Annotated in this window: 10 protein-coding genes; 6 read left to right on the forward strand and 4 right to left on the reverse strand. The window is 69.7% G+C overall.

The annotated features are described in order from the left end of the window. Window positions 1-20: 20 nt before the first annotated feature. Complete coding sequence (gene purD, locus Q5H94_RS04475) at window positions 21-1,277, reverse strand: phosphoribosylamine--glycine ligase (RefSeq protein ID WP_304560014.1); 1,257 nt, start codon at window positions 1,275-1,277, stop codon at window positions 21-23. Between purD and xseA the strand changes: the two genes are divergently transcribed. The 4 genes from xseA (at window position 1,276) to Q5H94_RS04495 (ending at window position 7,162) form a co-directional block, all read left to right on the forward strand. Beyond that, a complete protein-coding gene (gene xseA / locus Q5H94_RS04480) occupies window positions 1,276-2,655 on the forward strand; it encodes an exodeoxyribonuclease VII large subunit (RefSeq protein ID WP_304560015.1) in 1,380 nt (459 codons plus the stop codon). The genes purD and xseA overlap by 2 nt on opposite strands. A gap of 18 nt (window positions 2,656-2,673) precedes the next feature. Further along, a complete protein-coding gene (locus Q5H94_RS04485) occupies window positions 2,674-2,871 on the forward strand; it encodes a DUF2093 domain-containing protein (RefSeq protein ID WP_304560016.1) in 198 nt (65 codons plus the stop codon). Next, a complete protein-coding gene (locus Q5H94_RS04490) occupies window positions 2,871-3,794 on the forward strand; it encodes a M23 family metallopeptidase (RefSeq protein ID WP_304560017.1) in 924 nt (307 codons plus the stop codon). Before Q5H94_RS04485 ends, Q5H94_RS04490 begins: the two co-directional genes overlap by 1 nt. A 221-nt stretch (window positions 3,795-4,015) precedes the next feature. Continuing rightward, entirely contained in the window at window positions 4,016-7,162 is a 3,147-nt protein-coding gene (locus tag Q5H94_RS04495; RefSeq protein ID WP_304560018.1) for a TonB-dependent receptor domain-containing protein, read from the forward strand. Window positions 7,163-7,220: 58 nt separating this feature from the next. Here Q5H94_RS04495 and Q5H94_RS04500 read toward each other — a convergent pair whose 3' ends face one another. Next, the gene (locus Q5H94_RS04500) at window positions 7,221-8,837 is read right to left on the reverse strand and encodes a tetratricopeptide repeat-containing sulfotransferase family protein (protein ID WP_304560019.1); all 1,617 of its coding nucleotides are present in this window, start codon (window positions 8,835-8,837) and stop codon (window positions 7,221-7,223) included. A gap of 70 nt (window positions 8,838-8,907) precedes the next feature. On the opposite strand from Q5H94_RS04500, the gene Q5H94_RS04505 reads away from it, so the two are divergent. Then, window positions 8,908-9,165, forward strand: coding sequence for a hypothetical protein (locus Q5H94_RS04505; protein ID WP_304560020.1), 258 nt, complete (start codon window positions 8,908-8,910; stop codon window positions 9,163-9,165). On the opposite strand, the gene Q5H94_RS04510 is transcribed toward Q5H94_RS04505, so the two are convergent. Continuing rightward, complete coding sequence (locus Q5H94_RS04510; RefSeq protein WP_304560021.1) at window positions 9,162-10,184, reverse strand: hypothetical protein; 1,023 nt, start codon at window positions 10,182-10,184, stop codon at window positions 9,162-9,164. The genes Q5H94_RS04505 and Q5H94_RS04510 overlap by 4 nt on opposite strands. A 66-nt stretch (window positions 10,185-10,250) precedes the next feature. Between Q5H94_RS04510 and Q5H94_RS04515 the strand changes: the two genes are divergently transcribed. Then, window positions 10,251-11,537, forward strand: coding sequence for an aspartyl/asparaginyl beta-hydroxylase domain-containing protein (locus tag Q5H94_RS04515; RefSeq protein ID WP_304560022.1), 1,287 nt, complete (start codon window positions 10,251-10,253; stop codon window positions 11,535-11,537). On the opposite strand, the gene Q5H94_RS04520 is transcribed toward Q5H94_RS04515, so the two are convergent. Continuing rightward, entirely contained in the window at window positions 11,527-12,504 is a 978-nt protein-coding gene (locus Q5H94_RS04520) for a hypothetical protein (RefSeq protein WP_304560023.1), read from the reverse strand. The genes Q5H94_RS04515 and Q5H94_RS04520 overlap by 11 nt on opposite strands. Window positions 12,505-12,533: the final 29 nt, after the last annotated feature.

Consider the following 12,533-nt stretch of genomic DNA (forward strand, 5'->3'; position numbering starts at 1 on the left):
CAACGGCGCGCCAACTCTGCCTAGCGCGTGCGCGCGATCTCGCGCCAGCCGATGTCGCGGCGGCAGAAACCCGATGGGAAGTGGATCGCGTCGACCGCGCGGTACGCCGCCGCCTGCGCGTCCGCCACGTCCGCACCGGTCGCGGTGACGGCGAGAACGCGGCCGCCCGATGCGACGAGCTTGCCGTTGGCAAGCTTCGTGCCGGCCTGGAACACGGTCGCACCCTCGACCGCGTCGAGCCCGGCGATCGCGCCGCCGCTCTCGGGCGTACCGGGATAGCCGCGCGCCGCCATCACCACCGTCAGCGCGGTTGCGTCCGAGAAGTGCGCCGGCGCGCGCTCGCCGAGCCGCCCTTCGGCGACCGCGAGCATGACGTCGAGCAGATCGTCCTCCAGCCGCAGCATCAGCACCTGGCACTCGGGATCGCCGAAGCGGGCATTGTATTCGATTAGCTTCGGGCCATCGGCGGTCAGCATCAGCCCGGCGTAGAGCACGCCCGAAAACGGCGTCCCCGCCGCCGCCATGCCGCGCACCGTCGGCAGCACGATCTCGTCGATGGCGCGAGCCTCCAGCTCCGGCGTGAGGACGAGCGCGGGGCTGTAGGCGCCCATGCCGCCGGTGTTCGGCCCCACATCGCCGTCGCCGACGCGCTTGTGATCCTGCGCGGAGCCGAAGGGCAGGATATCCTTCCCATCGGTGAGGACGAACAGGCTGGCCTCCTCGCCCTCCAGGAACTCCTCGATCACCGCTTCGCCGCCGGCGCCGTCGAACAGATCGTGCAGCGCGGCCTCGGCCTGCGCGCGCGTTTCCGCAACGGTGACGCCCTTGCCCGCCGCGAGGCCGTCGGCCTTGATGACGACGGGAATGCCGAAGCCGCCGAGCGCCGCCAGCCCTTCGCCGAGCGACGAGACGCGGGCATAGCGCGCGGTCGGGATGCCCATCCGGTCGCACAAAGCCTTGGTGAAACCCTTCGATCCTTCGAGCTGCGCCGCCGCCGCCGAGGGGCCGAACACGGCGATGCCCGCGACGCGCAAGGAATCGGCGAGACCGTCGACCAGCGGCGCTTCCGGCCCGATCACGACGAGGCCGATCGTCTTTTCCCGCGCGAAGGCGATGACGGCGGCGTGATCGGTCACGTCGACGGGGGCGATCGTCGCATGGTGCGTGATGCCGGGATTGCCTGGGGCGGCGAACAGCGTATCGAGCCCCGGCGATTGCGCCAGCTTCCACGCGAGCGCATGTTCGCGGCCACCCGATCCGATCAGCAGGACGTTCATGTCAGACTTTACCTCCGAAGACGCGCGGCTGGTAGCCGAGGCGACGCCGGGCGACAACGCCGCGCCGCTTTCGGTCGGCGAGCTGGCGCAGAAGCTCAAGCGCGTGGTCGAGAGCGAGTTCGGCCATGTCCGCCTGCGCGGCGAGATTTCGGGCTACAAGCGCGTCGCCTCGGGCCATGCCTATCTCGCGCTGAAAGATGGCGACGCGGTGATCGACGGCGTGATCTGGAAAGGCAGCGTCGGCGCGCTCGCCTTCCAGCCGCAGGACGGTATCGAGGTGATCGCGACGGGCCGCGTCACGACCTATCCGGGGCGCTCCAAATACCAGATCATCATCGAACGGATGGAGCTGGCGGGCGAGGGCGCGCTGATGGCGCTGCTCGAGAAGCTCAAGGCGAAGCTCGCCGGTGAGGGGCTGTTCGACGGCGCGCGCAAGAAGCGGCTGCCGTATCTGCCGCGCGTCATCGGCGTCGTCACGTCGCCGACGGGGGCGGTGATCCGCGACATCCTGCACCGGCTGGAGGATCGCTGCCCGAGCCACGTCATCGTCTGGCCGGTCAAGGTGCAGGGCGACGGATCGGCAGCGGAGGTCGCGGCGGCGATCCGCGGCTTCGATGCGCTTCCCGAAGGGGGGCCGGTGCCGAGGCCCGATCTCGTCATCGTCGCGCGCGGCGGCGGCTCGATCGAGGATCTGTGGTCGTTCAACGAGGAGGTCGTGGTGCGCGCGATCGCCGGTTGCGCGATCCCGATCATCTCGGCGGTGGGGCATGAGACCGACACCACGCTCGCCGATTATGCCGCCGACCTGCGCGCGCCGACTCCCACGGCGGCGGCGGAGATGGCGGTGCCGGTGCTCGCCGACCTGCGGCTGACGATCGCATCCCACGCCAACCGCACCGAACAATGCGCGCGCCGCTATCACGAACGCGCGCGCGAGCGGCTGGAGGCGCTGGTGCGTGTCATCCCCAAGCGCGACGCGCTGCTCGGGCCGCAGCGCCAGCGGCTCGACGATACCGCCGCGCGGCTGTCGCGCGGGCTGGAGCGGCGCGTGACGGTGGCGCGCGGGCTGCTCGACCGCGCGGGCGGGGCGTTGCGCCCCGCCATCCTGCAACGCCAGCACGACGCCGCGCGCGAGCGGTTGGAGGCGACGTGGCGGCTGGTCGAATCGCTCGATCCCAATAAATTGCTCGATCGCGGCTATGTCCGCGTCACCGCGCGGCCCTCCGGCGATACGCTGGTGACGGCTCAGGCGACGCGGAGTGCGGGCGCGGTAACGCTGCATTTCCGGGACGGGCCGGTCGACGCGAAGGTTGAGCGCGCAGGCGCAAAGGCCTATGATCGCACTCGTGATCCGGCCGACCAGCCGAGCCTCCTCTAGAACGAAGCGCGCAATCCCATGCTGATGTCCAACACCGATCGCCTCGCGCGCCTGCATTACATGGCGAACGGCTTTCGCGTGCTGGTGCCGGGCGACCATGTCGTCTGCGCGGTGACGGGCGCACGCATCGCGATCGAGGATCTCCGTTACTGGAGCGTCGCGCGGCAGGAGGCCTATGCGAGCTCCGTCGTCGCCACCGAAGCGCTGACGCCCTGATGCGCGGCCGGGGGGCGCTCGCGATCGGTGTGATGCTGCTGGCGGGAAGCTGCGAAGCGCCGCGCCCGCAGAATATCCAGCCGCTGCCGCCCAGTCCCGTCGAACGCCGCCCGACGTCCCAGCCCAACCGCCCCCCGGCGCGCACCGCGTTCAGCTATTCGGGCAGCCTCGTGCAGGGCGGGCTCGTCATCGGCATCGCGCCGTCCGATACGCGGATGCTGGCGATCAACGGCGCGTGGGTGCCGGTCGCCCCCGACGGCCGCTTCGCCTTCGGGCTCGATCGCGACGCCGGGCCGACCGCCATCCTGCTCGCGACGCTCGGCGATGGCCAACAGGTGCGCGACCAGCTCACCATCGCGCCGCGCGCCTGGGATATCTCGCGGCTGTCGAGCCTGCCCAAATATCCGGTGCCGCTGCCGGCGATGGAGCGCTTGCGGCCCGCGGAGCTCGCCGAGATCAACGCCGCGCGCCGCATCCAGAGCGAGGCGCAGGGATGGCGTCAGCCGTTCGTGTGGCCGACGACCGGCCGCATCTCGACGATGTTCGGGTCGCAGCGCATCTACAAGAACGGCGAGGCGGGATCGTATCATTCGGGGCTCGACGTCGCGGTGCCGACCGGCACGGTCGTGCGCGCGCCCGCCGACGGCGTGGTGATCCTCGCCAGCGACCGGCCCTTCACGCTGGAGGGCAATCTGCTGATGATCGATCACGGCATGGGCGTGAACAGCGCCTTCCTCCACCTCTCGCGGATCGACGTGCGCACCGGCGATCATGTCCGGCGCGGGCAGCCGGTGGCGCTGTCGGGTGCGACCGGCCGCGCGACGGGGCCGCACCTCCACTGGGCGATCCGCTGGGGGCAGGCGAAGCTCGATCCGCTGCTCGTCGCGGGGCCGATGCCGGGGCCCAATTCGGCCGGGCAATAGCGCCCGCCGCGCTGCACGTCGTTTGTTACGGGCGTATTTCGATCTGTTGCAATTTGGATACATCCGTCACGAAAGTGCGGTGCAGCACCAACCGCAGCTTTACAGTCCTAAATCACCGCTTCATCCAAGGGGCATTGTCCCGAGACGGTCTTAACAGCCGCCAGGGATGGGATTACCCGGCTGGCGTCCGCACGACGGCCGGGGAAAACAGAGGGACCCCCATGACCAAATCCACGATTTTTGCAGGCAAGTCGCGTCTGCTGATGACCGCGGCGCCGTTCGCGCTCGTGCTCGGTGCAGCGCCCGCCTTCGCGCAGGACACCGCTCCGGCCGCACCGCTGCCCGCCGACACGACCGAGGCGCCGACCAAGGACATCGTCGTCACCGGCACGCTGATCCGCAACCCGAACCTGACCGCGTCGAGCCCCGTGTCCGTTATCGGCAAGGACGAGCTCACGCTGCGCCAGACCAACACCGCCGACCAGGTTCTGCGCGATCTGCCGGGCGCGGTTCCGAGCATCGGTTCGGCCGTCAACAACGGTAACAACGGCGCGTCCTATGCCGATCTTCGCGGCCTGGGCAACTTCCGCAACGTCGTCCTGCTCGACGGTATCCGCGTCACGCCGTCGACCAACGTCGGCCGCGTCGATCTCAACAACGTCCCGCTCGCGCTGGTCGAGCGTGTCGACACGCTGACCGGCGGCGCCGCCACCACCTACGGCGCAGACGCCGTGTCGGGCGTCATCAACTTCATCACCCGCAAGGACTTTTCGGGGATCGAGGTCGCCGTGTCGAACCAGATCACCGGCGAGGGCGACGGTCATTATTTCCGCGGCGACGTGACGATCGGTCACAACTTCGCCGACGGCCGCGGCAACATCGTGCTGTCGGGCGGCTATCAGAAGTCGGACCCCGTCTATCAGGGCGCACGCCGCATCTCGCAGAACAACTACACCTCGACGACCGGCGCACGCGGCGGTTCGGGCACGACCGTTCCGGGCCGCTTCACGCTGGGTTCGAACTTCAACACGATCCAGCCGGGCAACGGCACGCTGCGTCCCTATGTCGGTTCGCGTGACGGCTTCAACTTCAACCCGTACAACGTCTTCCAGACGCCGTTCGAGCGTTTCAACGTCTATGGCGCCGGTAACTACGAAGTCACCGACAACGTCGAGATCTACGGCCGCGGCATGTGGTCGCAGAACACCGTCGACACGATCATCGCGCCGTCGGGCGTGTTCGGCCAGCTGCTCACCATCCCGGTAAGCAACCCGTATCTGCCGGCGAACGCGCGCAACCAGTTCTGCGCCAACAACGATTTCGATCCCAACACCGCGGGCATCCAGACGCTGACGCAGGCGCAGTGCGACGCGGCCGCAACGGCGACCAACCCGAACGATCCCAACTTCCGCTCGTTCACCACGACGGTCGGCCGCCGCACCACCGAAGTCGGTCCGCGTCTGTCGAACTTCGTCACCAAGTTCTTCGATTTCCACGGCGGCGCGAAGATCACGCTCAGCCCGTCGATGACGCTCGACCTGTCGGGCAGCTACGGCGAATCGTCGAACGTGCAGCGCCAGTCGGGCTATGTGCTGATCTCGCGTCTGCGCAGCGCCGTCTACGCGACCAACACCACCAGCTGCCTGAGCGCGTCGCCGGTCGTTCCCAACCCCAACCCGGCGCTTCCGCCGCTCGCCGCCGCCGGCGCGTCGATCACGGCGGGTTCCGGCTGCGTTCCCGTCAACATCTTCGGCGCCGATGGCTCGATCCTGCCCAACCAGGTTCCGTACCTGACGGCATCGGCCTTCACCGAGCAGCAGACCTCGCTGGCCCAGGCCCGCGCGCTGCTGACCGGCGACCTCGGCGTCACCTCGCCCTGGGCCGATCAGCCGATCGGCTTCGCGGTCGGTGCCGAGTATCGCAAGTACACCGCACGCCAGATCGCCGACATCCTGTCGCAGACGGCGGGTGAGCTCGGCGGTGCCGGCGGCGCTGTGCCCAACTACAGCGGCTCGTACGATGTGAAGGAAGTCTACGGCGAGGCGATCATCCCGCTCGCCGCAGGCAAGCCGTTCTTCGAGAGCCTGACGCTCGAACTCGGCGCGCGTTATTCCGCCTACAAGATCCAGACGGCGGGCGATCCGGGCTACGACACCTTCACCTGGAAGGCGAACACCACCTGGGAGCCGGTCGACGGCGTCAAGTTCCGCGGCGGCTTCCAGCGCGCGGTGCGTGCCCCGAACATCGCCGAGCTGTTCGCGCCGATCAACACCGGCCTGACCAACCTGTCGCAGGATCCGTGCAGCGGCAGCCGTCCGGTCGGCAATGCGGCGCTGACCGCGGTCTGCATCGCGCAGGGCGCACCGCTGGCGTCGATCGGTTCGATCGCCAACCCGACGGCGGCACAGGCCAACGTCACGACCGCCGGTGGCACCTATCTGCGGCCGGAAACGTCCTACAGCTACAACTTCGGTGTCGTCCTGCAGCCCAAGTGGGTTCCCGGCCTGTCGTTCACGGTCGATTACTATAACATCAAGGTGAAGAACGCGATCTCGCAGCCTGGTCCGGGCGATCTCGTGGCGGCTTGCTTCGGCAACAATGCGGGTGCCGCGGCGAACGTCAACAAGGCTGCTTGCGCGCTGTTTGGCCGCAACCCCGTCACCGGCGCGCTCGATGGCGATCCGGCGACCACGAAGGGCCTGATCCTGCCGTCGTCCAACTCGGGCCGGATCACCACCGACGGCATCGATTTCGGCGTCAACTACCGCCACGATTTCGGCTGGACCAAGCTGGCGCTGAGCTTCATCGGCAACTACACGCTGAGCTCGGCCTTCCAGGCGATCGTGCCGGGTTCGATCATCCCGCCGGGCTATCCGGGGGCTGGCGGTCCGATCGCTGCGGTCGATAACCGCGAGTGCATCGGTCTGTACGGCCAGAACTGCGGCTCGCCGGGTTCGGCCGGTCCGTCGTCCTCGCCGGGCTCGCTGCAGCCGCAGTTCAGCTTCAGCCAGCGCACGACCTTCACCTTCGGCCCTGCGGACCTCTCGCTGCTGTGGCGTCACATCAGCCCGATGGACGTCGAGCCGGGCGTGACGACCTTCTCGGGCACGATCGGTTCGGGCGCGCTGGCGGGCGAAGTGGTCAACTTCGGGCATATCAACGCCTATGACTATTTCGATCTGTCGACCCGCGTCAGCGTGGCGAAGAACTTCCAGTTCACCTTCACCGTGATGAACCTGTTCGACCGTCAGCCTCCGATCGTCGGCGGCACCGTGGGTTCGACCTCGTTCAACAGCGGCAATACCTATCCGTCGACCTACGACGCGCTGGGCCGTCGCTTCGCGGTGGGTGCGACCGTCAAGTTCTAAGACGAACGTACCGACGCAAAATCAGGGGCGGGCCGAAAGGCTCGCCCCTTTTTGTGCGTCAGTCCGGCGTGCCGAAACGCGCGATCCACGGCGCCAGAATCGGCAGCACCGGTGCCAGCTCCGCCGCATAGCGCCGCCACTGGCCGCCGCCGTTGTAGAGACCTTTCCGCACCTGCGTGGCGCTCGCGGTGCGCACGCCGCGCGCCTTGGCGGTCTTGTCGAAGGCGGCGAAATCGTCGGTCCATTCCAGCCCGATGAACGCCGCCAGCGCCGCCACCGTCGGCTTGAAATCCGCCACCAGCCGGTCGTAGCGCACCTCGTGGCAGGCGAGCGGCAGGTTTCCCCGGCAGCAATCGATCAGCCGCATCAGCGTATCGTAGTGCCGCGCGGTCTCCTCAAGGTCGCTGAACGCCCAGGCCCCCGCGCCCGGCGTGAAATTCACGCGGAAGCAGCTCAGCACCACGTCGCGCGGGTCGCGCCGCATGATGACGATCCGCGCCTCCGGGAACAGCCGCGCGAGGATCGGCAGCTTGATGCCGTTGAACGGGTTCATGTCGACCAGGGTCTTGCCCGCGACATCGCCGCCGAGCGTGCGCACCCGCGCCCAGTAGGCGGCGCGCAGCCGCGCGACCAGCGCCGGGTCCAGGCTGTCGAGCGGCGGCATCGTCCCGTCGTTGGCGAGCAGCGCGGCGTCGATCTCGGTCAACGTGTCGCGCTCCTCCAGCGCGACGACGCCCGGCGCGCTCGCCAGCACGTTCTCTATGAGCGTGGTGCCCGATCGCGGATAGCCGAGCAGGAAGACATGGGCGGCGGCCTCCCCCGCGACCGGGGTAACCGTCGGCAGCGCGGCCACCGCCCCGGTTTGCTCGACCTGACGCAGGATCGTCTCGATGAAGCTGCGGTGTGACGGCCGGTCGGGACCGGGCTCCAGAAACGCACGGTATGCATCGCGAAAATTCGCCTGCGCGCGACTGTAGGTCGCAAAGGCGTCGGCGGTGCGATCCTGCTTGTCATAGGCATCGCCGAGCAACGTCAGCGTGCGCGTACGATCTTCGGGTGTCAGCCGGGTCGCGAGCAGCGCCTCCAGCAACGCCGCGCCGCGCGCCCCGTCCTTCGCCTCGATCGCAAGGAAAGCCTCGGCGAATACCGCCGCCGGCTCCGCCGGGTTGAGCGCCAGCGCACGCGCGGCATAGCCCGCGCTCGCCTCCGCATCGCCGCGCCGCGCCGCCGCATCGGCGAGCTTGCCGAGCGCGGGCGCGAGCCCCGGATCGATCGCCAGCGCGCGCAGATAGCTCTCCGTGGCCTTCGCGTCCGACCGCAGTTCGTCGAGGACATAGCCGCGCTCCAGCCACGCGGCGGCATGGCGCGGCTCGCTCGCGACGACGCGGTCGAGCAGGGCGAGCGCCTCGTCGAGCAGGCCCTGCTTGCGCAGCACCGCGCCGATCGATCCCAAAATCAGCACGTCGCCGGGCGACAGCGCCAGCGCGCGCTGCAGCAGCGCATAGGCTCCGGCGAAATCGCCCGCCTCCTCCTTGCGCCACGCCGCCAGGTTCAGCACCAGCGGATCGGCCTGACCCGCCGTCAGCAGCGCGGCGGCATGTCCGGCGGCGCGCTCGATATCGCCGGCGCCGAGCGCCTGTTCGAGCCGCGTGCGCAAAACCCGGATGTTCGCCATGCCTTGAAAACGGTCCTCGCTATGATAGCGTGTATTGCAACACTATGTCCCTCGGGGGGAAGCCTTCCTTATGTTGAAACTCCTGGCCCTGATGCTCGCCGCCGCCGTCGCCCAGCAGACGGTTTCCGCGCAGACCGGCGAGCGCGCGACCGATGCCGATGACAAGGTCATCTGCAAGCGCTTCACGGTGACGGGCTCGCTCGTCGCCTCGCGCAAGGAATGCAAGACCAAGCGCGAGTGGGAAACCGACCGCGCCAACCTGCGCGCGCAGGGCGGCCCGGCGGTGAGTTCCTGCCAGACCGGCAACGGCGGCACGGGCTGCAGTTAAACGAGCGCGGCGGGCAATGTCAGGCTGACGCCCGCCCCGGCCGCGACCGCTTCCGCCCAGATCGCGACCTTGTCGATCTCGTCGGCATGGACGCGCGCAGCGGCATCATGCTCGCTCGCGCGGTCTCCGGCGTCGAACGCCGCGCCCGATTTCGAATGCGTGCGAAAGGCGGGACCGGCGAGCATCTCCGCCACCGCCGCATTGTCCAGCGGCTTGCCGAACAGCATTCCCATCGCCCGTAGCGCGCCGCCGGGATCGGCCAGCAGCGTCGCGCTGTCGAGCGTGCGGACCCGGCCCGGAAATGCCGCCACCAGTCGCGCGAACAGCATCTGGTGCGCGAGCCAGCCGACCGCCGCCACCTGCAGGTCGGTCTGGCCGAGATAGTCGCGCGGCTCGAAGCCGAGATCGATCAGCCGGTCGTCGAGCATCCCGTTCAGCAACGTGCGCACCCATAGCCGACCGTCGATCCCCTTCTTCGCGATCGAGGCGAGATAGGTGCGCAACGGCGCGTACATCAGGATGGCGTGCGCCTCCGGCCGCAGCGTCAGCATCGCCTGCGCGAGGCCGTTGACGGCGGTCGACGGCTTGGCGATCACCGCCTCACCCGCGCCGAACGGCCGCGCGAGCAGCGTCAGCGTGTCGGCGAGCACCTGCGCCATGTCCGGGCCCCGCCCGCCGCGCCGCCGCCAGCCGTTGATGTCGTTGAGGATGACGGGCTCCTTCAGCCCCATCGCCCAGCCCGGCCGGTCGGCCGCGCGCGCCAGCAGCGTCGAGCAGCAATAGGCCGAGTGGAACAGGAAGTGCAGCGGCGCGGGCGGCGGTGCCGCTGCCATCGCCTCGCTCCGTCGAACGACGAGCGGCGTCAGGCCGGCGGGCAGATATTCGTCGGTCAGGAACGTGGCGCCGGCGTGGTCCGCACGGCTCACCGGCAGGAAATGGACCGCATCGGCTTGCGGGTCGTAGCGATGCGCGAGCCAGCGCGCGTCGCCGGCCGCTTCGGCGGGAGTGGGGGGCGTCATCGCGCGGCAATCTGGGTCCGGCGCCGCGCGTTGTCTAGCCGGGAAGGCCGGGATATGCTCGGCCGCGTGAACGACGCGCAGATCCAGCAGATGTTGACCGCCGCCGTCCAGGAGCGCCGCGCCGGCCGGATCGACGCGGCGATGCGCATCTTTCGCGGGATCATCGCGCAGACCGAGCATCCGCAGGCGCTCAATGCGCTCGGCCTCAACGCGCTGAAGCAGGGCGATCACGCCGCCGCCGCCGCGCTGCTGGAGCGCGCCATCGCCGCCGACCCCGATGCGCCGGAATTGCGCCTCAACCTCGCCCGTGCGCGGCGCGACCAGAACGACGACAAGGGCGAGGAGGCGGCGCTGCAGGGCGCGCTGTCGCTCGACCAGCGCAATTTTCCGGCGCTGGCGCGCATGGCGGAACTGCTCGAACGGCGCGGCGACGTCGCGGGCGCGTCGGAGCGGTGGAGCGGCGTGCTGGCGATGGCGCCGATGATCGAGGAGCGTTCGCCCGAGCTCGAGGCGATGCTGGAGCATGCCCGCGCCTTCGTGGAACATGCGCGCGCCGCCTTCGCCGCGCGCATCGACGCCGGGCTCGCGGAGAGCCGTGCCGCCGCGTCGCCGCGCGACCTGCGCCGCGTCGATGCCTGCGTCGACCATGCGCTCGGCCGCCGCGAGATCTTCGCCAACACCTGCGCCGGGATGCACTTCCCCTTCCTGCCCGCCGACGAATTCTTCGACCGCGACCACTTTCCCTGGCTCGCCGATCTGGAGGCGCAGACCGACGTCATCCGCGCCGAGATCGCGGCGGTGCTGGCCGAGGATGCCGCCGCGATCCGCCCCTATGTCGCGATGGCGCCCGGCACGCCCGCCAACAAATGGTCGCCGCTCGACCGGTCGCTCGACTGGGGGGCCATGCATCTGTGGAAGGACGGGCAGCGCGACGATGCGGTCTGCGCGCGCGTGCCGCGGACGGCGGCGATCGTGGAGACGCTGCCGCTGTCCGACCTGCCCGGCCGCACGCCGACCGTATTCTTCTCGCTGCTGCGTCCCGGCGCGCATCTCCCCGCGCATACGGGCGTCAGCAACGTGCGCACGATCGTCCACCTGCCGCTGATCGTGCCGCCCGGCTGCGCCTTCCGCGTCGGCGGCGAGACGCGCGAATGGCGCGAGGGCGAGGCCTTCGCCTTCGACGACACGATCGAGCATGAGGCGTGGAACCGCTCGGACCAGATCCGCGCGATCCTGATCCTCGACGTGTGGAATCCGTACATCACCCCGGTCGAGCGGGAGCTGCTGCGCCGCTTCTACGCCGTCGCGGCGGAGGCGCACGACGCGCCGGGCGCGATCGGCGTCAGCGAATGAGCGCGCCCGCGATCAGCGGCGCTTCGGCGTCGTCCGCGGCATTGCGCGCGATCCACGCCGCCGCCGCATCGAGCTCGGCAGAGATCGCGCGCTCCAGTTCCTGACGGCGCGCGACCCGCGCGGCATTGTCGAAGGCCTGCGCCGGGTTCTTCGAATAGGTCGAGAACAGCGGCCCCGCGACGGTCGCCGCGATCGCGGCGGGGGCGAGCGGCACGCCGAGATGCGCGGCGGCCGCATTCAACACCGCCTCGGGCTCCGCGAAGAACGCTTCCGCATTCAGCGCACGCGCCCCCGGCATCGCAACGAGCGCACCGGCGAAGGCCCGCGCCTGCGCCAGCCACAATGCGGCCGCGCGCTCGGCATCGGACAGCGCCGACAGGTCGCCGAGATAGCGCGCGAGCTGCCCGGTCACGTTGCGCAGCCAGGTGCGATGCTCGTCGTTGCGCAGGATCGCCAGCAGGTAATCGCGCAGCGGCAGATACAGCAGGATCGCGCGCGCCTCCGGGTTCGCCCCCGCCAGCTTCGGCAGCAGGAAGTTGACCGGCACGTTCGCCTTGACGAGGCTGGGCGCGTCCGCCCGGTAGCGCTTGCCGAGCATCGCCAGCACCAACGCCAGCCGCCGGTCGTCGGGGTGGATCGCGCATTGCCGCAGCGCCAGCGGCTCGCGCAGGACGAGGCTCGCCTCCACCCCGTCGAGCGCGCGGGCGAGCAAGGTCGATCCGACATGCGCCATGTGGAATATCCACGCCGTCGCCGCCGCCGGCCGCACCCCCTGCAGGACCGTCGCGAGCGGCAGCGCCATCGATCCGTCCTCGGCCGGCGATATCCGCCCGTCGAGGAAGATCGAGCGGTGATAGGCGGCGCGGTCCATCGGCACGAACACCGCCTGATCGCCCCCCGAAGAAAACGCGAAGGAATGGAGATAGTGATCGGGCGTGGCGAACAGATCGTCGAGCGTCAGCGGCATGGCTCCGGCTATAGCGCGGGCGCGCGAAG

The organism is Sphingomonas immobilis (assembly GCF_030580995.1).
In the GTDB taxonomy this organism is placed as follows: Bacteria; Pseudomonadota; Alphaproteobacteria; order Sphingomonadales; family Sphingomonadaceae; genus Sphingomonas; species Sphingomonas immobilis.

What these genes read in the sequence shown, in the direction of transcription:
- xseA (WP_304560015.1), top strand. Translation starts at nt 1,276, where the DNA reads ATGTCAGACTTTACCTCCGAAGACGCGCGGCTGGTAGCCGAGGCGACG.
- purD (WP_304560014.1), bottom strand. Translation starts at nt 1,277, where the DNA reads ATGAACGTCCTGCTGATCGGATCGGGTGGCCGCGAACATGCGCTCGCG.
- Q5H94_RS04485 (WP_304560016.1), top strand. Translation starts at nt 2,674, where the DNA reads ATGCTGATGTCCAACACCGATCGCCTCGCGCGCCTGCATTACATGGCG.
- Q5H94_RS04490 (WP_304560017.1), top strand. Translation starts at nt 2,871, where the DNA reads ATGCGCGGCCGGGGGGCGCTCGCGATCGGTGTGATGCTGCTGGCGGGA.
- Q5H94_RS04495 (WP_304560018.1), top strand. Translation starts at nt 4,016, where the DNA reads ATGACCAAATCCACGATTTTTGCAGGCAAGTCGCGTCTGCTGATGACC.
- Q5H94_RS04500 (WP_304560019.1), bottom strand. Translation starts at nt 8,837, where the DNA reads ATGGCGAACATCCGGGTTTTGCGCACGCGGCTCGAACAGGCGCTCGGC.
- Q5H94_RS04505 (WP_304560020.1), top strand. Translation starts at nt 8,908, where the DNA reads ATGTTGAAACTCCTGGCCCTGATGCTCGCCGCCGCCGTCGCCCAGCAG.
- Q5H94_RS04510 (WP_304560021.1), bottom strand. Translation starts at nt 10,184, where the DNA reads ATGACGCCCCCCACTCCCGCCGAAGCGGCCGGCGACGCGCGCTGGCTC.
- Q5H94_RS04520 (WP_304560023.1), bottom strand. Translation starts at nt 12,504, where the DNA reads ATGCCGCTGACGCTCGACGATCTGTTCGCCACGCCCGATCACTATCTC.